Here is a 22,075-nt window from a genome sequence, read left to right as displayed (position 1 = left end):
ACATCCGCGACACCTCGCACGCGTCTTTCGTCGTACCCTCACCGTTCGGAGAGCTCCATGCCCATACCCGGTTCCACCACCGCGCGACGCAGCGGCCTCGCCGTCGCGCTCCTGTGTTTCGTCATCATCGTCGCCGACGGCTACGACATGGTGATCTACGGCGCAGCCCTGCCCGAACTGCTCGACGAGCCGACGTGGCAGCTCTCCAAGAGCACCGCCGGGCTCATCGGCTCCTGGACCCTCGGCGGCCTGATGGTCGGCTTCCTCGGCGCCGGGCCGCTCGCCGACCGGTTCGGCCGCCGATCGGCGCTGCTCGCCGGAATCGTCCTCTTCTCCCTCGGTTCGCTGATCAGCGCCCTCGCGCCGAGCATCGCCGTCTTCGGCGTCTCCCGGTTCATCACGGGCGTGGGCATCGGCGCCGTCGTCCCCTCCGCCGTCGCCCTCACGCTCGAGTACGCCCCGCCGAAGCGGCGGCTGCTCTACAACGGCGCGATGCTCACGGGCTTCTCGTTCGGCGGCATGCTGGCGGCCTTCGTCGCGATGTGGATGCTGCCCCACTTCCACTGGCGCTCCCTGTTCTGGGTCGCGGCATGCTTCATCGTGCTTCTTCCGATCATGTACTTCCGCCTCCCCGAGTCCGTCGAGTACCTGGTCCGCCAGGGCCGCCTCGACGAGGCCCGCACCCTCGCCGCGCAGTACGGCCGGGAGGACGCGGTCGACGGTGCCCTGCTCGCGCAATCCTCCGCGCCGGCGGCCGTCGACCGGCGGGGCGGGATCCGCTCGCTGGCGACCGCCTCGATGGCGACGCGGGTCCTCGTCTTCATCCTGATCAGCGTCTGCGTCAACGTGATGGTCTACGGCCTCAACACCTGGGCGCCCGCGTTGATGCGCAGCCAGGGCTACGCACTCGGCTCGTCGCTGCAGTTCCTGCTCGCCCTGCAGGCGGGGAGTGATCGGTGCGGTGATCGGCTCGTACTTCGCCGATCGGGTCGGCCCTGGGAAGGTCGTTCCGGCCCTGTTCATCGTCGGGGTGATCGCGCTCGCAGTCCTGACCAACAAGATGGACACCGGCCTGCTCCTGGTCGCGATCGTCTTCGCGGGCATCGGTGGCACCGGCACCAATACCGTGCTGTACGGCTTCGTCGCGAACAACTTCCCGGAGAACGCCCGCGGTTCGGCGCTGGGCGTCGTCATGGGACTCGGCCGCATCGGTGCCATGCTCGGACCCGCGCTCGCCGGGTGGATCCTTGAGGCCGGTCACGGGGCCACCTGGGCCTTCTACGCGTTCATGATCCCCGGCTCCATCGGCGCCGTCCTGGCGCTCGCAGTGCCTGTCATAGTGCGCCGGCGACGCGGGACTCTCGAACCCGTCGCGGCCTGACGATCAGTCCCGGCGGCCACCGGCCGCCGCCACACCAGGACCGCCACCGTCGCAACGAGGATGACGGTGGTCAGGGCGAACGGCACCGGGATCAGCGGATCCACCAGGACCAGCAGCCCCGCCGCCGGCACCACGACGTTGACGATCCCGTCGCCGTGCGGCCGGATCGCCAACGCCCAGATCCCGAGGATGAACACCGCGAGCGGGATCGTGTAGGCGAACGACGCCCAGGGTTGATGCAGCGCGCTGTGCCCCGTCAGAACATCGATCTCGACCTCGATGCCGGCGGAGAACGCGCCTGCCGCGGCGAAGATGAAGTAGTGCCCGTAGCCGTAGGCGAGGGACCGCGAGAGGCCGTCGATGGCGCGGTGATGCGGGGCCCAGAAGTAGATCCACCACAGCGCGGCGGTCGCGATCAGCGTGAGCGCGGCGATGGAGATCAGGGGTGCCAGCGCCTCGGCCTCGTCGAGCGCCTCGATGATGGCGTTCGCGGAAGCGAGCAGGCTCTCCCCCAACAGGATCAGCGTGAACAGGCCGTACCGCTCCGTGATGTGGTGCGGATGCCAGGGCGTCGTGCCGCTGCGCTCGGCGACGATCGGCACAGCCAGCTCGGCCGCGATCAGGACGCCGAGGGCAACCGGGAAGTGCCGTTCCGGCAGCAGCAGAGAGAGCAGCCAGAGCGCCTGCACCACGGTGATTCCCACCGCGTACGTCAGCGTGGCCCGGCGGGTGGGCCCCGCGGAGCGGGAGGCACGCAGCCACTGGGCGACGAGCGCGAGCCGCATCACGACGTAGGCGATGATGAGCACCGAGAAGTCGTCGTCCTCGAAGGCGGGCTTGATCCCCGACGCAAGCACGAGCACGCCGCCCATCTGCACGATGGTCAGTACCCGATAGAGCCAGTCATCGGTGTCGAAGGACGTCGCGAACCAGGTGAAGTTCATCCACGCCCACCAGATTCCGAAGAAGACGATGGCGTAGTCGACGATCCCCGAACCGACGTGCCCCTCGGTGAGCCCGTGGTGCAGCTGCACGGCGGCGATGCTGACCGCCACGACGAAGACGAGGTCGAAGAACAGTTCCAGCGTCGACGCGGCCCGCCCGCTCTCCCCGGGATCGCGCGGTTTCATGGGCACGAGCCGGAATCGGGACTCCTCGGTCATGTCTCCCCTTCGAGGTCAGCGGCACCGGCCGGTGGCTCGGATCCTGATCGTCGGAGTCTACGACGCCACCGTCGCGAGGGCGTGGATTCCTCAGCGCGGCAGGGTTCTCGACGGCGCCTCACCGAACCGCGCCCGGTACTGCTGCGCGAACCGGCCGAGATGGAAGAAGTGCCAGCGGTTCGCCACATCGCTGACGGTGCCCGCGCTTCCGGCCAGCAGATCCGCGCGCGCGCCGTCGAGTCGGACGCTGCGCACGTACTCACTGGGCGACATGCCCGCCTCCCGCCGGAACCCCGATTGGAGCGTCCGCGCGGTGACTCCCGCCAACTGTGACAGCCGCGCCACCGACAGGTCCTCCTGCGCATGACCGCGCACGTACTCCATGAGCTCGCAGATGCGGTGATCGGAGACTTCTCCGCCCGAGCGGGTCAGCGCCGCGGTGAGATCACTGCGCGCCACCAGCAGCACCTGGGTCATGAGCGCCGACTCCAGCTCGCGCTGGACGGCTCGCATCGTGACCAGCCCGCCGTCACGCGAGAGCTGGCTGTAGTAGAAGGCCACTGCCGAGCACAACGACTGCCCCGCGGGGTTGTCCAGCGGGAACGTCAGATCGAACGCGATCGGCGAGGCGGAGGTGCGCCCGGCGAGCCGGGCGGCGTGCTCCTCCAGCGTCCGCCGTGACAGCTTCAGGTGGTACTGCGCGCAGTCCGCGCTCCAGTCGATGTACACGGGCTCGTCCGGCCCGAATACGACGCCCGACTGGTTCCGCTCGGCGGAGAACTCCGCGCGCCGCCCCGCCTGCTCGACGGTGCAGCGGCCCGAGACCAGCAGGTTGACGTGATAGCAGTCGCGCATCGCCGGGCCCACGATCCGCGCCCGCGTCCCGTACGCCATCCGCCCGACGGTGACGTCCGGCGTAACCGCGCTGTCGAGGCGGAACCGCACGGCGCCCGCCCCGGAGACGGTCATCTCGTGCTGCGCGAAAGTCCGCTCCACGTAGCCGTGCGCAACGTCCGGGTCGGTCGTCGTGAACGAACGGTGCACGGATCCGTCGACCTCCGCGAGAGCCTGCATCCTTACCTCCGATTCGTGACGCCCATCACATTCTCCAAAACATCATATATGACTGTGGTCGCATCCTTGACGGAGTCGTACCTGATGATTTCGCGTTCCGGACAGCCTTCGCATCGCGGATTGTGGCGCGGATCACTCACTCGTACCGTGGCGGCACTCCACCGAGGAGAACCCCGAACAGGTTGGGAGAGAACCCATGGACACCACCGCACCGTCGGCGGAGCGGACGCCGGTCGCGGGCACGTGCCCGCGCTGCGCGAAGAGCTCACTCGCCGAGTACGACGTCGTCGGCGAGACCGGCTGGGTCCGCGTCGTGAAGTGCCAGAACTGCCTGCACTCGCTGTCGCGGACGCCCGCGAACCGCCTCGGCCCGATCACGCTCCTCGTCGACCTGGTCTGAACAGACCCGCACCGAACCACGAAAGTAGAGACCGACATGATCGCCGTAGACGTAGGCGGAACCTTCACCGATGTCGTCGGGTGGCGCGACGGCAAGATCCTCACCACCAAGGTGTCCACCGAGTACACCGACGTGACCGCGCCCGTCCTGCGCGGGGCCGAGCGGCTCGGAGTGGACGGCTCGACCGTCTTCAACCACGCCAGCACGCACGGCCTCAACGCCGTGATCACGCGCAAGCTACCCAAGGTCGGCTTCCTCGCCACCGAGGGCCACCGCGACATCCTGGACATGGGCCGCGTGTGGCGCCCGCAGGATGCGATCCTCGATCCGAACTGGCGGCGCAGCTTCGGCGACGCGGCCCAGCCGCTGGTGGACCGGTACCTGCGCCGCGGCATCGCAGAGCGCATGCTCGCGAACGGGGAGGTGCTGTTCGAGCTCGATGAGGCGCAGGCCCGCGAGCAGATCGAGGTCCTCGGCCGCTGCGGTGTCGAAGGCGTGTCCATCTGCCTGATCAATTCGTACGTCAACCGCGCCCATGAGGAGCGGCTGCGCGAACTGGTGCTCGAGATCCTGGGCGACATCCCCGTTTCCATCTCCAGTGAGGTGTCCCCGCTGGCTAAGGAGTACGCCCGCGCCTCCACCACGGTGATCGACACCCTGATGAAGATCATCTACTCGGACTACACCGCCCGCCTGGGCTCGGGCCTGGGCGAGCTCGGCTTCACCGGCTCCCTGAACTTCGCGGACTGCGCGGCCACCCTGGTCCCGGCGGAGCACGCGATGGCCAAGCCCTTCCGCATCGTCTTCTCCGGCCCGCAGCCGGCACCGTCGCCTGCGCACACTTCGGCAAGCTCATCGGCGAGAACGACCTGCTGTGCGCGGACGTGGGCGGCACCTCGTGCGACATCAGCGTCGTGACCGCGGGCGAGCCCTTCGTCAACACCAGCTTCGAGCTCGAGCACGACCTCGTCGTCAACGCCCTGGCGAACGACATCAGCTCGATCGGTGCCGGCGGCGGCAGCATCGTGCACATCGGGGCCGACGGCGAGATCCAGGTGGGCCCGGACAGCGCCCGCGCCGAGCCCGGTCCCGCGTGCTTCGACCGCGGCGGAACGCAGCCGACCACCACCGACACGTGCCTGATGATCGGCATCCTCGATCCCGACGGCTTCGCGGGCGGCGAGGTGGCGATCGATCGCGACCTGGCGCAGCGCGCCTTCGAGAGCCTCGACACCTCGTTCACCCTGCCCGAGCGGGTGCGCTACGCCTACGAGATGGCCGTGAACAACATGGCCGAGGGCCTGTTCAACGTGGCCATCAAGAACGGCGTGGACCCGCGCGACTACAGCCTCGTCGCATTCGGCGCCGCCGGTCCGATGCTGCTGCCGGCCGTCCTGGACGCGGTCCAATGCAAGGAAGCGATCATCCCGCCGAGCCCCGGCCTGTTCTCTGCACTGGGCCTGCTGTCGGCGGACCAGGTGTTCACGGTCAACCGCAGCGCCTACCTCATGCTCGACGGGGCGAACGCCGAGCGGATCGACGCGATCTTCACCGATATGGAGCGCGAACTGCGTGAGCAGATCAGCGACGCCGACGCGCAGGTGCATCGCAGCATGGACGCCCACCTCGTGGGCCAGAGCTGGGAGACCCCGTTCGTCCCGGTGCCCGACGGCACCGTCGACGCCGACGCAGTGGCAGCCATGGTGACCTCGTTCCACGACACCTACCAGGCCCGCTCCGGGAACCGGTTCGAGGCGATGCCGGTCGAGGGCGTCACCTTCCGGGTGCGCGCGGTGCTGGCCACCGACAAGATCGAGTACCCGAAGCTCGCGGCGCGCGGAGACGAACCGCTCACCCCGACCGGCACCCGCACGCTGCGCTACTTGGGCGACATCTCCGACGGCGGCGAGGGCGCGCAGACCGCGCAGGTCTACGACCGCGAGTCCCTCCGGTTCGGCGACGTGCTCCCCGGGCCCGCGATCGTCAACGAGGGCCTGTCCACCACCCACATCGGCGCCGGCCAGACGGCGACCGTCGGCGAGTACGGCCAGATCGTGATCCGGAGGAACTGAAACCATGACCACTACCGAGAATCGCACGCCGGACATCACCCGCATCCGCGACCTGTCCGATGAGGACTTCGCCGCCGCGTACGGGAGCGACAGGTTCACCGCCTCCGTGCTCAAGAACCGGCTCGACTACGTCGTCGAACACATGTCGACCGGTTTCATGCGGGAGGCCTTCTCCCCCATCATCCGCGACTGGTACGACTTCGCCTGCACCATCAGCGGTCCGCCGGAGCAGGACTATCCGATGGCCGTCGTCTCCAACAGCCTGATGGTCTTCCTCGGCACCATGGGCGACGCGGTGCGCAACACCGTCGCCGAATACGGCCCGGAGAATCTGAAGCCCGGCGACGTGCTGATCTGCAACGACCCGTACCGGGGCGGCCGGCACGTGAACGACGTGGCCTTCATCCGCCCCGTCTTCCACGACGGCCGGATCGTGGCCTTCGTGAACATGTGCGCCCACCAGCTGGACATGGGCGGCACCGTGCCGGGGGGCTTCTCCGCCACCAAGCGCAACGTCTTCGAGAACGGTCTCGTGATCCCGCCGATGTTGCTCTGGTCCGGCGACGAGCCGGTGCGCGGGACCTTCAGCCTGATCTTCGACAACACCCGCTGGGGCGGAATGCTGTTGCCGGACTTCAAGAGCATCTTCGAGCAGCTCAAGCTCGGCGAGTCCCTGGTGCGCGCGAACATCGAACGGTACGGGATCGAATCCTTCCTCGGCACACTGACGTACGCGTGCGACAGCTCGGCCGAGCGGATGTCCGACGCCATCGCGCAGGTGCCCGACGGCGACTACACCGGCTCGGCCCTGATCGACGCCGACGGCCTGGACGACAGCCTCGAGTACCGGGTTCAGGTGCTCCTGCGTAAGCGCGGCAACGACATCGAGGTCGACCTGTCCGGCACGGCTCCGCAGGCCCGCACCGTCATCAACTGCGGTGTCCTCGACACCAAGACCTCCGTCGGGGTGGCGCTGACGATGCTGCTCGACCCGTCGATCCCGTTCACCTCCGGCACGTGGCGCAACGTCGACCTCGTCACCGCGCCGGGCTCGATCGTGTCGTCGCTGCCGCCCGACGGCGGCATCATGATGTTCTGGGAGGCCTCCGGCCCCGTGGTCTCGGCGATCTTCGACGCGCTCAACCCGGTCCTCGGCGGGCGCGGCGTGGGCGGCGACTACGGATCGACCAACACGCACAACGCCTCCGGCCTCACCGACGACGGCCGGTTCTGGACCAGCGCCACCCAGTGCGGCGGCGAGCACGGCCCGTGGGGCGCGACCGCGGCGGGCGACGGCGACAGCTACACCGTCCTGTTCACCCTCAACAACCTGGACCCGGCGACGGAGACCATCGAGCACGACTCCCCCGTCGTGCTGCTGCGCAAGGAACACGCGATCGACACGGGCGGGGCCGGCGCCTTCCGCGGCGGCGCAGCGAATCTCAAGGACACGCTGTGGCTCACCGCCGCCGAGCAGTACCTCTCGCCGTTCCGCACGAAGGAGCCGAGCGGGGTGGGCGCGAACGGCGGCGAGGCGGGACCGAACGGCGCCATGTGGCTCTTCCCGCAGTCCGACGGTGCCGCGCACCGAATGCTCCCCACCGGACCGGACGTGTACCGCGACAGCGTGCCAGTGGCCGGCGTGCTCGACCCGGAATCCAAGTGGCTCGACCCGGAATCGGGCAGCTACCACTTCTTCGCGAGCGAGCAGGTGGCGGACAGCGCCGAACACAGTGCTGCGCTGCCTGACCAACGGCGGCGGCGGGTGGGGCGATCCGCTCACCCGCGATCCGCAGGCCGTGCTCCGGGACGTGCGCAACGAGTACGTGAGCATCGACGCCGCGGCACGGCAGTACGGCGTGGTCGTCGTCGGCGATCCACAGCGTGATCCCGAGGGCCTCCGGCTCGACGAGACCGCGAACGCGCGCTCCGCGCCGCTCGGACGAAGGAGGCGAACTGACATGCAGGGCATCACGTTCCGCGGCGACGGCACCGTCGAACTGAAGGAGTTCGCCGAGCCCCGACCGGGTCACGGCGAGGTGGTGGTGAAGATCCGGGCGTCCGGCATGTGCGGATCCGACCTGCACTTCTACCACGGCAATTTCGAGTTCGACCATTCCGTGGTGCAAGGCCACGAGCCGTGCGGCGAGGTGTACGCCGTCGGCGAGGGCGTGAGCGAGGCGCAGGCGATGCCCGGAGACCGCGTCATGATCCATCACTACTTCGGCTGCGGCACCTGCCGCCGCTGTCGCGCGGGGTGGCCGCAGATGTGCGAGACGGCGCCGGGCAAGACCATGTCCATCCACGTCAACGGCGGTCACGCACCCTACGCTCTGGTCCCCGTCACTTCGCTGCTGCCCATGCCCGACGCACTGTCCTTCAAGGCGGGCGCGGCGATCGGCTGCGGCACGGGAACCGCGTGGGGCGCGATCAAGCGTCTCGGCGGCGTGGAGGACACCGTCACCGTGGTGATCGGCCAGGGGCCGGTCGGATTGTCCGCGACCATGTTCGCGGCCGCGATGGGCGCCAAGGTGATCGCCGTCGATGTCGACGACCGCCGGCTCGCGCAGACCTTCGGCGCCGACGTGGTGGTGAACTCCCGCAGCCAGGACCTCGTGGCGATCGTCTCGGAGCACACCGGCGGCCGCCTCGCCGACGTCGTCATGGAGACCTCGGGCCGCGCCACGGACGACGCGCTGTCGGTGCTCGGCACGTTCGGCCGCGTCGTCTTCACCGGGCTCCCCGGCGAGGTGGCGTTCACGACCCAGGCCGTCTACACGAAGCAGTGGACCCTGATGACCTCATGGACCATGTCGTCGATCGAGCAGGCGCGGTGCGCCGACTTCGTCGTCGCGCACGACCTCCCCGTGGACGAGTTGTACTCGCACACCTGGCGTATCGACCAGGCCGCGGAAGCGTACCAGTGGTTCGACAAGCAGGACGCCGGCAAGGGCGTCTTCGCATTCGACTAGAGATACTCGGAGTAGGACATGACAACGGTAGAGACGCCCGCCTTCATCGGGCGGAAACAGGGGAACCTGATCGGCGGCACGTGGGTTCCCGCCGCCTCGGGCGAGACGATCGAGGTGATCAACCCCGCGAACGGCGGGTCGCTCGGCACGATCGCCGCAGGCGACGCGGAGGACGTGGACGCCGCCGTCCGCGCGGCGCGGGCCGCGTTCGAGGGCGAATGGTCCCGGTGGACACCGCACGAGCGGCGCAAGCTGATCCTGCGCGTGCACGATGTGATCCTCGAGCATTTCGACGAGTTGGCACTCATCGAGACGCTGGACATGGGCGCCCCGCTGAGCCGCACCACCGGGCTGAAGGAATGGACCTCGCAGGTGCTGCAGTTCTACGCCTCGCAGACCGGCGCCGGAGGGGTGGCGGCGCAGCCGAACTCGCTCCCGGGCGATTTCCTCACGCTGAAGTACCAGCGCCCCGTCGGCGTGGTGGGCGGCATCATCCCGTGGAACGGGCCGTTGATCGGCCTGTGGTGGATCTTCGGCCCCGCACTGGCCACCGGTTGCACCGCGGTGCTCAAGCCCGCCGAGGACGCCTCGCTGTCCGTGCTCCGCGTCAGCGAACTCATGCAGGAGGCCGGCGTCCCCGACGGTGTCATCAACGTGGTCACCGGCTACGGCCGCGACGCGGGCAGCGCGCTCGCCGAGCACCACGGCGTCGATCGGATCGCCTTCACCGGCTCGGTCGGCACCGCGCAGACGATCGTCCGCGCCTCCGCGGGGAACCTGAAGCGCCTGCAGATGGAGTTGGGCGGCAAGTCTCCCGACATCGTCTTCGCCGACGCCGATCTGGACAAGGCCGTGCCGGGCGCCGCGATGGGCGTCTTCACCAACAGCGGCCAGGTCTGCGTCGCCGGAAGCCGGATCTTCGTGCAGCGCCCGATCCACGACGAGTTCGTCGCCCGGATCGGCGAGTTCACCAAGTCTGTCCGCGTGGGCGACGGCCTCGACCCCGCCACGCAGCTGGGCCCGCTCATCTCCCTGCGGCAACTGGAGCGGGTGCAGAAATACATCGAGATCGGCTCGGGCGAGGCCGAACTCGTCGCCGGCGGCGGCCGCCTCGGCGGCGACTACGCGAACGGCTTCTACGTGGAGCCGACGGTCTTCGCCGGCGCTCACAACGAGATGACCATTGCGCAGGAGGAGATCTTCGGGCCCGTGGCCACCGTCATCCCGTTCGACACGATGGAGGAGGCGATCACACTCGCCAACACCACTCCGTACGGGCTGGCGGGCGGCCTGTGGACCGAGAACCTCGGTACGGCGCACAAGGTCTCGCAGGCGATCGACGCCGGCACGGTGTGGGTGAACTGCTACGGCGTGCTCGATCCCGCGATCGGCTTCGGCGGCACGAAGATGAGCGGCTACGGCTGGAAGGGGGCGAAAGAGCACGTGGAGAGCTACCTCTACCCGAAGGCCGTGTACATGAATCTGAACTGACCAGAGGGACGAGATCCCGGTGGAGCACACGCCCCACCGGGATCTTCGGATCGCAGCGGAAGACTACTTCCCGACGGCGGAGAGGTCCTGCTTGTCGATCGTGGCGAACGGCGTGTGGGTCGAGGGGTCGAGGATCTCCTCGATGTGCTGTTGCACCAGCTCCGGCGTGAGGTCCTTGCTCGCGAAGCCCTCGTTGAAGCCGAGCACCAGACGCTGCACTTCGCCGCCCTGCGCCTGCAGTACCTCGCCGTTGACCGCACAGTCCGCGTGCGCAAGGTAGGCGACGACCGGGCTGACCAGCGACGTGGGCAGATTGTCGCGCATGAACTGCTTGAACTCCTCCGGCAGGTCCGCCTCGTCCGACATCCGGGTAGCGGCCGTAGGCGCGATCGCGTTGACCTTGATCCCCACCTCCTGTGCCTCGAAGGCCAGCGTCCGCGTGAACGCGAAGATCGCGCCCTTGGCGGACACGTACGGGGTCTGCTGCGGGAAGCCGATGAGCGTCGGCGACGTGGTGTTGACGACGCGGCCCGCACCGCTCGCCACCAGGTGCGGCCACGCCGCCGCGGTCACCCCGGCCATGCCGAAGAAGTGGACCTCCATGTGGCGCCGCAGCGAATCCATGACGCCGGGGCCGAACTCGTGGACCTGGTTGATGCCCGCGTTGTTCACGACGACGTCGAGCCGGCCGAAGGCCTCGAGTGCCGTGCCGACGATGCCCTCCGGGTTCTCGGAGACGGAATCGACATTGGCCACGGCCCGCCCGCCGGCGGCGACGATCTCCGCGACAACCTCCTCGGCCGGCGTCGCGCTCGAGCCCGAGCCCACCGCGGATCCGCCGAGGTCGTTCACGACGACGGCGGCGCCTCGGGCCGCGAGGAGCTTGGCGTGCGAGGCGCCGAGCCCGCGACCCGCTCCGGTGACGATCGCGACGCGATCGGTGAATTCCAACATGTGTCACTCCTTGTGTCGAGATGCAGTGCGGCAGGGATTCCGGCCACCGTCGTGCGCTAGAGGATGAGGTCGCCGCCGTTGATGTCGACAGTGGCTCCGGTGATGAAGTCGGACTTGGGCGACAGCAGGAACAGCACGAGATCCGCTATGTCCGAAGGCGTCCCGATCCGGCGCAGTGGAGTGGCGAGGCGGAACTCCTCCACCCGCTCGTCCGCCACGGATCCGCTCAGCATCGGCGTGCGCACCAGGCCCGGGGCGATGGCGTTGACGTACACGCCGTGGGGTGCGGCCTCAAGGGCCACCTGCCGGGTCAGCCCCAGGATCGCCGCCTTGGCGGCCGCGTAGTGCGCGCCCGCGAAGTTGCCCAGCGTGCGGCCGGCACGGGAGGAGACGTTGACGATCTTGCCGCGTCCCTGCTCCTTCATCGCCGGGATGACCGCGCGGGTCCAGTAGAAGGCACCGTCGAGGTTCACCCCCAGGAGGCGCTTCCACTCCTCGTCCGAGATGGCCTCGACGGGGCGCGTCGTGCTCACCAGCCCGGCGGCGTTCACCAGGTGATCGACGCGACCCGCCTGCTCCAGGACGTACTCCCCCGCCTGGCAGACGGCGGACGGGTCGCTGATATCGCAGGGCACGCCGACGGCACCGTCGACCTTCGGCTGCGCGAGGTCCACGCAGAAGACCCGCGCACCCTCCGCGAGGAGCCGCGCCGCGACCTCGGCACCCATGCCGCCCGCGCCACCGGTGATGACGGCGACCTGGCCGTCGAACTCCCCGCTCATACGGAGGCCTGCGCCGGCAGGAGCGGAACGAGCAGGGTATCGACGACGTTCGACGACTTCTCCAGCGCCAGGACGTCGCGGATCATCTGCTCGATCACGTCCTCGCTGAGCGGCAGGATCGAATACGGTACGCACTGCCGGAATTTCGCGACGAAGTCGGCCCCGTCGAACGGATTCGCGGGATGCCCCTTGACGTACACGTATTCGTCGGTGAACACGCGACCGTCGTGCAAGGTCGTCGTCATGCGGCAGCCCCAGTCGGAGACCTGCGGATCCCGCTCGGACGAGATCCGCGTCATCAGCTCGCGCACCTCGGGCCGGTTCGAGGCCTCCGGTTCGTAGGTCTGGAGGAAGACGGTCCGGTCGTGCGCCGCGCTCGCGACGGCGAACGGCAGGCTGAACTGCAGCTCGGGCACCGTCACCGGGGCCCACTTCTTCTCGACGGGCTCGCAGACCGCGTCCCACCCGGACGGCGAGACGGCGATATGGACCGTCGCGATGTCGCCGGGCCCGAAGCCGCCCTTGGCCATCTGGTCGATGATCCCGTCGATGGAGCTGTGCGAGAAGTAGCAGGCGCTGTAGCCCTTGGTGGTGATGTTCTCCATGACCCACTGCGTGCCGAGCCCCTCCACCACGCCCGACGGGTCGATGTCCCAGCGGACGCTGGAGAAGAAGCCCTTCGGGCCGGTCAACACTTGCTCCCGCGGGCCGGTGATCCCCTTGAGCGCCAGCTGAACACAGGTGATCGCGGCCTGCGAGACGAGTCCGTGGTGAACGCGCACCATGAGCGTCGCGGGTGCGTAGATGCCCATCGTGTGCGGCTGGGTCATGGTGCGCGCGATGCCCATCGCGTTCTCGAGCTGCTCGTGGGTGAGGTTCAGCAGCCGGCCGATCGATGCGACGGCGCCGAAGATGTAGTGCCCGCCGCAGTCCCCGTTGGGGATGGCCGTGCTGATCACCTTGTACGCGGAGCCCAGACGGATCAGCACCTCCTGCCCGACGACGGTGGCCGCCAGGAACTCCTCGCCGGTCACCGGGCTCTCGCGCAGACCGGTGGCGGCGAGCAGGCTGGACACGATGTACTCGCTGACGTGCCCGGCCTCCTCGTGCAGGTCGCCGCAGTCCATGGCGCGCGGCATGGGGCCGAGGGCGAGCGCCACCTCTGACGCAGGGTAGGCACCGCCGTAGAACGGCAGCGGCGTCTGCGGGGCGCCGCCCTTCTCCGTGACCAGTTCCACGATCTCCGGGATGCCGTCCATGCCCGAGCCGCCGATCATCACTCCCATGCCGTCGAGCAGGGTGTACCGGGCATGCCGCAGAACGGATTCCGGAAGGTCCTCGTACCGCGTGTCCAGGATCATCCGCACGAGCGCGGGCATGGGTTCGGGGAAGGTGCGCGCGTCCGGCATCCACCCGTCCTTTCAGTAGGGCGACGGTGCTTCAGGCCCCGAGATAGTGACCCGCACCACTGTCATATGTAATATATGATCTATCTCGCTTGGCGGTCAAGCTCCGTTCCAGTGGGATTCACCCTCTCCCCGGCGACGTGTCCGGGACGACTCCAGGAGTACGACATGTCCGATTCGAACGCTTCCGGCACGCCGCGCAGCGGCCTCTGGGTGGTGGGGCTCTGCCTGCTGGCGATCGTCGCCGACGGCTACGACCTCATCGTCTACGGCGCCACCGTCCCCAGTCTCCTCAAGGAACCCGGCTGGGAACTGTCGAAGACCACCGCCGGCGCCATCGGCAGCTGGACGCTCGTCGGCCTGATGGTCGGATTCCTGACCGTGGGCCGCCTTGCGGACCTCGTCGGCCGCCGCAGGCTCATGCTCATCGGCGTCACCTGGTTCTCACTGGCCTCGGTGGCCTGTGGGTTCGCCACCTCGCCGTTGTTCATGGGCGTGTGCCGTTTCCTCGCGGGCATCGGCCTCGGCGGCGTGCTCCCGCTCGCGCTGATGCTCGCCATGGAGTTCGCTCCGCGCGATCACCGGCAGCTGTACAACGGCCTGACGATGTCGGGCTACGCGGTCGGAACCGTCCTCTGCTCGCCCTCGCGCTGCGGGTCATCCCCGATCACGGTTGGCGCCCGATGTACTACACGGCGGGCGTCTTCCTCGTGATCGTGCCGCTGATGTGGTTCCACCTCCCCGAGTCGGTCAGCTGGCTGGTCTCGAAGAACCGGATGGACGAAGCCCGCGCTGTCTCGCAGCGCTACGCGGTCGACTTCGACGCGATCGTGGCCGAGCTGCAGGAGCAGCGCGACCTCGCGCAGGGCGCCGAATCCGCGGGCGGGTACCGCGCGGTCGTCTCCCAGCGGTACTGGCTGGCGACCGTCATGTTCATCGCCGCCAGCATGCTGATCAACATCGTGATCTACGGGCTCAACACCTGGCTGCCCGAGATCATGCGCAGCGCGGGGTACTCGCTGGGCTCGGCGCTGCAGTTCATGCTCGTGATGCAGATCGGCACGCTCATCGGCCTGGTCGGGTGGTCCGCCCTCGCCGACAGGTTCACGCCGCGGCGCGTGATCGCCCCCGCGTACTTCCTCGGCTTCCTCGCGCTGGTGGTGATGAGCTTCAACCTGCCCACGGGCCTGCTCATGCTGACGATCGGCATCGCGGGCATCGGCACCGTCGGCGCGAATGTGATGACCTACGGCTTCATCGGCGCCTTCTACCCGGTGGCGCTGCGCGGCACCGCGCTGGGCGTCGCCATCGGCCTCGGCAGGTTCGGCTCGATCCTCGGGCCGATGCTCGGCGCATGGGTGCTCAATGCCGATCTCGGCACGAAGTGGAGCTTCGCGAGCTTCGCGATCCCCACGCTCGTCCTCGTGGTGGTGACCCTGCTGATCCCCAAGTCCCCGGCGGAGAAGGCGGACCAGGCGGCGCCCGTCCCGGAGAGGGCCGCCGCGTAGCGTTCGCGCACGAGAAAGGGTGTCCGGAGAACCGGACACCCCCTTCGTCGTCTCGGACGTCAGGCCCCCGACTGCTCCTCGAGCACGGCTCTGAGGGTGCCCAGGGCGGAGACCGCTGCGGGCCACCCGGCGTAGAAGGCCACATGAGTGATCGCCTCGACGAGTTCGTCCTCGGTGAGGCCGTTGTCGAGCGCGCGCCCCAGGTGCCCGTGGAGCTGCTCCGGGCGGCTCTGGGTGATCAGGGACGTGACTGTGATCAGGCTGCGGTCCCGCGGCGAGAGCCCGGGCCGGGCCCAGACATCGCCGAAGAGCACGTCGTCGGTGAGCTGGGCGAGCTTGGGTGCGAGGTCGCCGATCAGCCGTTGCGCGCGGCTCTGCTCTGCCATCAGACGCGCTCGATCAGGTTGACCTTGACGTGGTCCGGGCGTTTCAGCGTCAGCTCCGGCACCAGGTTCACCACGACCTTGACGCCCAGCGCCGATCGCACGCGCGACTCGACGTCGGCCGCCAGTTGCGCCCGCGCGGACTCGCCCACGCCGTCGGCGTACTCGACGACCAGCTGCAAGGGCTGCTGCGTGGAGTGGCCCTCGAAGTCTGCGCGGATGCGCATCTCCCGGTGGCGACGGGCTCGAACTCGGCGACGAGCTGCTTGACCGCCGACGGGAACAGGTTGATGCCGCGGACGATCAGCATGTCGTCGGTGCGTCCGACGCACCGCACTTTGTAACCGGTACGGCCGCAGGAGCAGTCGGTCCCGGTGACGACCACGTGGTCGCGGGTGCGGAAGCGGACGAGCGGGGAGGCCTGCCGGCGGAGCGCAGTGTACACCAGTTCGCCGTGCGCGCCCTCGACCGCGGGCTTGACCTCGCCGGTCTCGGGGTCGATCAGCTCGACGACCAGCAGGTCCGGCGAGTGGTAGTGCATGCCGTCCTGGGCCTCGCACTCGCCCCAGTAGACGCAGCCGATGTCGGTGCCGCCCAGCATCTCCCGCGACGAGGCGCCCCACAGGCCCTCGATCTTGTCGCGGGTGGCGGGCAGGCCGCCGCCGGGTTCGCCACCGACGGAGATGGCGCGCACGCCCAGGTCACGGGCGTGAAGCCCCACGATCGACGGTGCCTGCTCCGCCAGGTAGGCCAGGAAGTTCGGGGTGCCGATCAGGAGGTTCGGCCGCTGGTCGGCCTGGACCCGCAGCAGCCGATCAGCGCCGGCCTCGGCCCCGATCGGGATGTCGACGATGCCCATGTACTGGGCCATCTGCAGGATCGGGATGCCGCCGACGAAGCCCTTGCTCATGCCGAAGCCGTGCAGCAGCCGATCTCCCGGGCGGAAGCCGTTCGCGTACAGGGCGCGGGCGCCGAGCTCGGACCACAGCGCCACATCGGAGCGGGTCAGGCCCACGTACGACGGGCTGCCGGTGGTGCCCGACGATGCCTGGATCTGCACGATGTCGGCATCGGCCACAGCCTGGTGCAGCCCGAGCGGGCGGCGCTCGGCGAGCGAATCGCGCAACTGCTGCTTCTCCGTGAAGGGAAGCGCGGCCAGGTCGGCCGTGGTGCGCACGGCCAACGGGTCGACGCCCGCCTCGGCGAACGTGCGCCGGTAGAACTCGCTGTGCGCGGCGACGTACGCGAGTTGCTCGCGCAGAGCCTCGTTCTGCACCTCCGCGATCTGCGCGGGCGGCAGGGTCTCGATCTCGCTCCACACGTTCTCCGAGTGGGGCTGCACTGTCGGCGCCACAGCGTCGATCTCCTTCCGCCCGCGCGGTGCGAGCCGCAGTTGTTCTGTTGTGTCCTAAGCGCTCTCGAAGGTCGCCGCGAGGCCCTGGCCGCCGCCGATGCACATCGTGGCGAGGCCGGAGCCGCCGCCGCGGCGCTTGAGCTCGTGCAGCATCGTCGTCACCATCCGGGCGCCGGTGGCGCCGATCGGGTGGCCGAGCGAGATGCCGGACCCGTTGACGTTGATCCTGTCCGCGTCGCGGAAGTCCCAGCCCTCGAGCACGGCGAGGACCTGCGTCGCGAAAGCCTCGTTCAGCTCGACCAGGTCCTGCTTCTCCAGCAGGGCCTTCGCCGACTCGTGGCCGCTGCGCGCGGCGAGCCGCTGCACGGCGGGCACGGGCCCGATGCCCATACGCGACGGCTCGCAGCCCGCGGCCGCCCATCCGGTCAGGTAGCCGATCGGTTCGAGGCCCAGCGCGTCGAGCTGGTCCTCGGCCACGATCAGCATGCCGGCGGCCGCATCGTTCTGCTGACTGGAGTTGCCGGCGGTGACGGTGCCCGACGTGCCGATCGCGCGGAGCTTGCCGAGCGACTCGACGGTGGACTCGGCACGGACACCCTGGTCACGGTCGAAGACGAGCGGATCGCCCTTGCGCTGCGGCACTTCCACGGGGATCACCTCGTCGGCGAAACGGCCCTCGTTCCATGCGGCGGCGGCGCGCTGCTGGCTCTGCGCGGCCCACGCATCCGATGCCTCGCGGGTGATGCCGTAGTCCACGGCCAGGTTGTCGGCGGTCTCGATCATGCCGCTGATCTCGCCGAACCGCCAGACGGGCTGGCTGCGCTCGCGGCCGCGGTCGAGGCGGTCGTAGAGCTGGACGGTCCCGGCGCGGGCGCCCCACCGATTGGTGGTCGTGTAGTACTCGATCCGGCTCATCGACTCCACACCGCCAGCGAGCACCGCGTCGGCGCCGCCGGTCTGGACCATCATGGCGCCCGTGATGAGGGCCTGAAGCCCGCCACCGCACCGTCGGTCCAGCTGCATGCCGGGGACCTCGATGGGCAGGCCCGAGTTGAGCGCGAGCCAGCGCCCGACGCACGGGACCTCGGAGTTGGCGTAGGACTGCGCGAAGACCACGTCGTCGATGCGGGACGGGTCGATGCCCGAGCGCTCCACGACGGCCTTGACCACGGCGCCGCCCAGGTCCTCGACGGGGAGGTCTTTCAGTGCGCCGCCGAAGGTCCCGACCGCAGTGCGCGTCGGCGCCACGATGGCGGCCCGGCGCAGGCCGTTGACGGCCGCCATCAGAGTGCCACCTTGTTCCGGGCGATCAGCTGCGCGGCGATCACGTTGCGCTGGATCTCGTTCGTGCCCTCGCCGACGATCATCAGCGGGGCGTCGCGGAAGTAGCGCTCCACGTCGTACTCCTTGGAGTAGCCGTAGCCGCCGTGCACGCGGATGGCGTCGAGCGCGATCTGCATCGCGGCCTCCGAGGCGAAGAGCTTCGCCATACCGGCCTCCATGTCGGCCCGCTCGCCGCGGTCGAGCTTCTGCGCCGCATCGGCGGTGAGCAGGCGCGCGGCCTGCTGCTTGACCGCCATGTCGGCGAGCAGGTTGCCCACCGACTGGTGCTTCCAGATCGGCTTGCCGAAGGACTCGCGTTCCTGCGCGTACTTGACGGCGGCGTTCAGCGAGGCCTGGCCCACGCCGAGGGCGCGGGAGGCCACCTGGATGCGGCCCATCTCGAGCCCACGCATCATGTGCGCCCAACCGTTGTTCGGCACGCCGCCCAGTATCGCGTCGTCGCCCACCTTGCGGCCGGAGAAGACCAGCTCACAGGCCTCGACGCCGCGGTAGCCCAGCTTGGGGAGCTTCTTCGAGATGAGGAAGCCCTCGCCGGGCTCGACCAGGATCACGCTCATGCCCTTGTGGGAGGGCTTCGCGTCGCGGTCGGTGATGCACAGCAGGCCGAACAGGCTGGAGTGCGCGGCGTTGGAGATCCAGGTCTTGCTGCCGTTGATCGACCACTGGCCGTCCTCGCCCTTGGTGGCGTAGGTGCGCATGCCCTGCAGATCCGAGCCGCCGCTGGGCTCGGTGAGCGCCATGGTCGCGCGGATCTCACCGGTGGCCATCTTCGGCAGGTACTTGGTCTTCTGCTCGTCCGTGCCGAACGTGCGGATCAGGTAGGTGATCACGGAGTGACCGCCCACGGCGCCTGCCAGGCTCATCCAGCCGCGCGCGAGCTCCTCGGTGACGCGCGAGAAGCACTCGGTGCTCACGTCGACGCCGCCGAACTCGGCCGGGGCGAGGAGCCCGAAGAAGCCCAGCTCCTTCATCTCCTCGATGAACTCCTCGGGATAGATGTCGTCCTGCTCGAACTCGCGGACGCGCGGGGCGACCCGCTGGTCCACGAAATCGGCGACCAGATCGACCATCTGCTGTTCATCGGCGGTGAGACTCATCGATAACCTCCTCGGTGTGTATAAAATATATAGCAGTAGGTGACGCGAGACACAACTGGCCGCTCGGGCAGTCCGTCAGCGCCAGAATCCGCGCTCGGACAGCATCGCGACGGCCCGGTCGCCGGCGCGCACGAAGTGCTCCTCCGTGGCGGCGCGCGCCGCCGCGCAGTCACCGCCCGCCACCGCGACCGCGATCGCGCCATGGTCCCGGTTGGCGGTGTCGTGCCAGTGGTCGTGGGATTCGTAGAAGCCGATCGGCGCGAAGGCGCCGAGGGCCTTGATCTCGGACATCAGCCGTCGTGACCCGGAGGCCCGGTTGATCGCGCGATGGAACTCGAAGTTGAGGCGTTCCCGGTCGGCCGGCTGCTCCGCCCAGGTCATCCTGCCGATCACGTCCGCCATCGCGTCGCGCTCGGCCTCACCCATCCTGGCCGCGGCCCGCGCCGCGGCGAGGCCGAGACGGCGCCGAGGATCCCGTAGTGATCGCGTACATCGTCCTGCGACAGCGCCGCCACGAAGGCACCACGGCGCGGGGCGAGCTCGACGACGCCCTCCACATCGAGTGCGATCACCGCCTCGCGCACCGGCAGCCGGCTCACTCCCAGCCGGTCGGCGACACGGTCCTGGTCGATCTTGTCGCCGGGCCGGAGCTCGCCGGAGAAGATCATCTGCCGGATCTCCAGCATGGCCGCCGTTTTGAGCGAGGTCGGCAGCTTCACCGCGGACGCGGGTGCCGAGGTCATGGGGAGCCGAACTCGGCGCGGATCGCGACGGTGTGCTCCCCGAGCGCGGGAACGTCTCCGCTGCGCACCGACCAAGAGGTGGCCACGCCGGGCGGCAATAGCGCCGGAACCGGGCCCGACGGGGTGCCCACCCCGCGCCACCGCCCGCGCTCACGCAGCTGCGGGTGCTCTACGAGGTCGCGCACCGTGTTCAGGCGCGCATTGCCGATGCCCGTGGCGTCGGCGAGAGCCTGGATCTCGGCGAGTGTGTGCCGCGCACACCAGCCGGCCAGCACCTCGTCGACCTCGGCACGCGCCCCGACGCGGTCGACGTTGCGGGCGTATCGCGGATCGTCGGCCAGCTCCGGCCTTCCGACCATCGCCGCGAGCTTGGCCCACTCCCGGTCGTTGGTGGTCCCGAGGACCGCGGTCTGCCCGTCGGAGGTCGCGTAGCCGCTGTAGGGCGCGACGATCGGCGCACCCAGGCCCACGGGTTCGGGCTCGACGCCCGCGTGGATCACGCCGTTGATGGCGAAGCCCATCATCTCGGCGATGGTGTCCAGCATGGCGATCGGGATCACGGCGCCGCGGCCGGTCCGCTCGCGGTCGTAGAGCGCGGCGAGCACCGTCGAGTACGTGTACAGCGCAGTCCCCACGTCGGCGACGGGCACGCCGGGCTTCGCGGGGTGCCCCGGGTGCCGGTCGACGCACACACCGCCCTCGGACTGGATGAGCAGGTCGTAGGCGCGCTTGTGGTCGTACGATCCGCCGGCGCCGTAGCCGGAGATGTCCACGATGATCAGCCGCGGGTAGCGCGCCGCGAGCTCGGCCGGCCCGAGGCTCAACCGCCCGAGCGCTCCGGGTGCCAGGTTCGAGACGAAGACGTCCGCGCTCGCCAGGATGCCATGCAGCAGTGCCAGATCGGCCTCGGACTTCAGGTCCAGCGCTGCGGATTCCTTGCCGTGGTTAAGCCAGGTGAAGTGCGCCGAGAGCTGTCCACCGACCACCGAGTCGTAGTGGCGCGTCGAGTCCCCCGAACCGGGCGTCTCGATCTTGATGACGCGGGCCCCCAGGTCTGCGAGGTGGCGGGTGGCGAGCGGCGCGGAGATGGCCTGCTCGATGGTCACGACGGTGACTCCCTCGAGCGGCGCGTGCTTCACGCCGTGCTGCACATCGGAACTCATGAGAACCTCGGCTCCCGCTTCTCCTTGTGGCTGGTGACGCCCTCGACGACGTCGGGACCGCCGAAGTGGTAGAACTCCAGCCCGAGCGAGGCGTCGAAGATCGGCATCGCCTGGCGGTACCAGCCGTTGAGCGCCATCTTGGTGCCCTGGATCCCCGCGCGGGAACCGGCGGCGAGCTTGCGGGCGATCTCCATCGCGCGCTCCTGCACCTGGTCGTCGTCCACGCACAGCGAGACCATGCCGATCCGCTCGGCCTCCTCGCCCGTGAGGATCTCGTTGGTGAGGAGGTGGTACTTCGCCTTCGCCATCGAGGTGAGCAGCGGCCAGCAGATCGCGGCGTGATCGCCCGCCGCGACCCCGAGCCGCACGTGGCCGTCGACGATCTTCGCCCGGCGACCGGCGACCGAGATGTCCGCGAGCAGCGCCGCGACCAGCCCCGCACCGGCGGCCGGGCCGTTGATCGCGGAGATGATGGGCTGCGGCACCTCGATGATGTTGCGCACCAGATCCCGCGCCTCCCGCATCACCCGGGTCCGCGAGGAGTAGTCCCCGATCATGTCCTCGACGAGGTCGAAGCTGCCGCCCGCGGAGAAGGCCCGCTCCCCGCGCCGCGGATGAGGACCGCGCGGACGGACTCGTCCAGCCCGATCACCGGCCACACGTCCGCCAACTCGCGATGGGCCTGGGGGCCCACGGCGTTCAGGTTCGGTGCGTCCAGGGTGATCCGGAGGATGCCCTCCTCGGGGGTGTCGATCTTGAGCTCGGTGAACTCGGCGTAGCGGCTCACG

21 protein-coding genes and 2 pseudogenes are annotated in these 22,075 nt (G+C 69.3%); 10 read left to right on the top strand and 13 right to left on the bottom strand.

What is annotated here, in order from left to right:
- Nucleotides 1-57: 57 nt before the first annotated feature.
- Both MTP03_RS03345 and MTP03_RS23315 read left to right on the top strand, forming a co-directional pair.
- Nucleotides 58-879, top strand: a pseudogene (locus MTP03_RS03345) (MFS transporter); the annotation flags it as partial.
- 70 nt (nt 880-949) lie between these two features.
- A complete protein-coding gene (locus MTP03_RS23315) occupies nt 950-1,381 on the top strand; it encodes an MFS transporter (protein ID WP_371820872.1) in 432 nt (143 codons plus the stop codon).
- Here the strand turns inward: MTP03_RS23315 and MTP03_RS03340 are convergent.
- Nucleotides 1,279-2,544 carry a low temperature requirement protein A gene (locus MTP03_RS03340; RefSeq protein WP_248490733.1) on the bottom strand — a complete coding sequence of 422 codons (1,266 nt, stop codon included), beginning with the start codon at nt 2,542-2,544 and terminating at the stop codon, nt 1,279-1,281. The genes MTP03_RS23315 and MTP03_RS03340 overlap by 103 nt on opposite strands.
- A gap of 90 nt (nt 2,545-2,634) precedes the next feature.
- On the bottom strand, nt 2,635-3,618 hold the full coding sequence (locus MTP03_RS03335; protein ID WP_248490732.1) for an AraC family transcriptional regulator: 984 nt from the start codon (nt 3,616-3,618) through the stop codon (nt 2,635-2,637).
- A 196-nt stretch (nt 3,619-3,814) separates the two neighbouring features.
- On the opposite strand from MTP03_RS03335, the gene MTP03_RS03330 reads away from it, so the two are divergent.
- The 6 genes from MTP03_RS03330 to MTP03_RS03305 are packed head-to-tail and all read left to right on the top strand — an operon-like array spanning nt 3,815 to nt 10,553.
- Nucleotides 3,815-4,018 carry a hypothetical protein gene (locus MTP03_RS03330; protein WP_248490731.1) on the top strand — a complete coding sequence of 68 codons (204 nt, stop codon included), beginning with the start codon at nt 3,815-3,817 and terminating at the stop codon, nt 4,016-4,018.
- A 36-nt stretch (nt 4,019-4,054) separates the two neighbouring features.
- A complete protein-coding gene (locus MTP03_RS03325; RefSeq protein WP_248490730.1) occupies nt 4,055-4,936 on the top strand; it encodes a hydantoinase/oxoprolinase N-terminal domain-containing protein in 882 nt (293 codons plus the stop codon).
- Nucleotides 4,873-6,090 (top strand): hydantoinase/oxoprolinase family protein, encoded by a 1,218-nt coding sequence (locus MTP03_RS03320; RefSeq protein WP_371820952.1) that lies wholly within the window; start codon nt 4,873-4,875, stop codon nt 6,088-6,090. Before MTP03_RS03325 ends, MTP03_RS03320 begins: the two co-directional genes overlap by 64 nt.
- Nucleotides 6,091-6,094: 4 nt before the next feature.
- Nucleotides 6,095-7,978 carry a hydantoinase B/oxoprolinase family protein gene (locus MTP03_RS03315; RefSeq protein WP_248490729.1) on the top strand — a complete coding sequence of 628 codons (1,884 nt, stop codon included), beginning with the start codon at nt 6,095-6,097 and terminating at the stop codon, nt 7,976-7,978.
- Nucleotides 7,917-9,062, top strand: a complete 1,146-nt coding sequence (locus tag MTP03_RS03310) for an alcohol dehydrogenase catalytic domain-containing protein (protein WP_371820871.1) — start codon at nt 7,917-7,919, stop codon at nt 9,060-9,062. Before MTP03_RS03315 ends, MTP03_RS03310 begins: the two co-directional genes overlap by 62 nt.
- An 18-nt stretch (nt 9,063-9,080) precedes the next feature.
- Nucleotides 9,081-10,553, top strand: coding sequence for an aldehyde dehydrogenase (locus MTP03_RS03305; protein WP_248490728.1), 1,473 nt, complete (start codon nt 9,081-9,083; stop codon nt 10,551-10,553).
- A 63-nt stretch (nt 10,554-10,616) separates the two neighbouring features.
- On the opposite strand, the gene MTP03_RS03300 is transcribed toward MTP03_RS03305, so the two are convergent.
- The 3 genes from MTP03_RS03300 to MTP03_RS03290 are packed head-to-tail and all read right to left on the bottom strand — an operon-like array spanning nt 10,617 to nt 13,698.
- Nucleotides 10,617-11,507, bottom strand: coding sequence for an SDR family NAD(P)-dependent oxidoreductase (locus tag MTP03_RS03300; RefSeq protein WP_248490727.1), 891 nt, complete (start codon nt 11,505-11,507; stop codon nt 10,617-10,619).
- A 56-nt stretch (nt 11,508-11,563) separates the two neighbouring features.
- Entirely contained in the window at nt 11,564-12,289 is a 726-nt protein-coding gene (locus MTP03_RS03295) for an SDR family NAD(P)-dependent oxidoreductase (RefSeq protein ID WP_248490726.1), read from the bottom strand.
- Nucleotides 12,286-13,698, bottom strand: coding sequence for an MmgE/PrpD family protein (locus MTP03_RS03290; RefSeq protein ID WP_248490725.1), 1,413 nt, complete (start codon nt 13,696-13,698; stop codon nt 12,286-12,288). Before MTP03_RS03290 ends, MTP03_RS03295 begins: the two co-directional genes overlap by 4 nt.
- A gap of 165 nt (nt 13,699-13,863) precedes the next feature.
- On the opposite strand from MTP03_RS03290, the gene MTP03_RS22560 reads away from it, so the two are divergent.
- Entirely contained in the window at nt 13,864-14,409 is a 546-nt protein-coding gene (locus MTP03_RS22560) for an MFS transporter (protein WP_256465214.1), read from the top strand.
- Nucleotides 14,379-15,203: an MFS transporter gene (locus tag MTP03_RS22555; protein ID WP_256465213.1), complete on the top strand. Its 825-nt coding sequence runs from the start codon at nt 14,379-14,381 to the stop codon at nt 15,201-15,203. Before MTP03_RS22560 ends, MTP03_RS22555 begins: the two co-directional genes overlap by 31 nt.
- 59 nt (nt 15,204-15,262) lie before the next feature.
- On the opposite strand, the gene MTP03_RS03280 is transcribed toward MTP03_RS22555, so the two are convergent.
- The 8 genes and pseudogenes from MTP03_RS03280 to MTP03_RS03245 form a co-directional block, all read right to left on the bottom strand.
- A complete protein-coding gene (locus MTP03_RS03280; RefSeq protein ID WP_248490724.1) occupies nt 15,263-15,589 on the bottom strand; it encodes a carboxymuconolactone decarboxylase family protein in 327 nt (108 codons plus the stop codon).
- Between the two features lie 67 nt (nt 15,590-15,656).
- Entirely contained in the window at nt 15,657-16,940 is a 1,284-nt protein-coding gene (locus MTP03_RS03275; RefSeq protein ID WP_248490723.1) for a phenylacetate--CoA ligase family protein, read from the bottom strand.
- 54 nt (nt 16,941-16,994) lie between these two features.
- The gene (locus MTP03_RS03270) at nt 16,995-18,224 is read right to left on the bottom strand and encodes an acetyl-CoA C-acetyltransferase (RefSeq protein WP_248490722.1); all 1,230 of its coding nucleotides are present in this window, start codon (nt 18,222-18,224) and stop codon (nt 16,995-16,997) included.
- The gene (locus tag MTP03_RS03265) at nt 18,224-19,381 is read right to left on the bottom strand and encodes an acyl-CoA dehydrogenase family protein (RefSeq protein ID WP_248490721.1); all 1,158 of its coding nucleotides are present in this window, start codon (nt 19,379-19,381) and stop codon (nt 18,224-18,226) included. The genes MTP03_RS03270 and MTP03_RS03265 overlap by 1 nt, the downstream gene beginning before the upstream one ends.
- A gap of 75 nt (nt 19,382-19,456) precedes the next feature.
- Complete coding sequence (locus tag MTP03_RS03260) at nt 19,457-19,783, bottom strand: FCD domain-containing protein (protein WP_248490719.1); 327 nt, start codon at nt 19,781-19,783, stop codon at nt 19,457-19,459.
- Entirely contained in the window at nt 19,771-20,124 is a 354-nt protein-coding gene (locus MTP03_RS03255) for a GntR family transcriptional regulator (protein WP_248490717.1), read from the bottom strand. Before MTP03_RS03255 ends, MTP03_RS03260 begins: the two co-directional genes overlap by 13 nt.
- A complete protein-coding gene (locus MTP03_RS03250) occupies nt 20,121-21,287 on the bottom strand; it encodes a CaiB/BaiF CoA-transferase family protein (protein ID WP_248490715.1) in 1,167 nt (388 codons plus the stop codon). The genes MTP03_RS03255 and MTP03_RS03250 overlap by 4 nt, the downstream gene beginning before the upstream one ends.
- Nucleotides 21,284-22,074, bottom strand: a pseudogene (locus MTP03_RS03245) (enoyl-CoA hydratase/isomerase family protein). Before MTP03_RS03245 ends, MTP03_RS03250 begins: the two are co-directional and overlap by 4 nt.
- Between the last annotated feature and the right edge of the window lies 1 nt (nt 22,075).

The sequence above is a fragment of the Tsukamurella sp. PLM1 genome (assembly GCF_023168325.1).
Classification (GTDB): Bacteria; Actinomycetota; Actinomycetes; order Mycobacteriales; family Mycobacteriaceae; genus Tsukamurella.
Note: the sequence above shows the minus strand (reverse complement) of the source record. Positions and strands in the feature narration are given on the sequence as shown.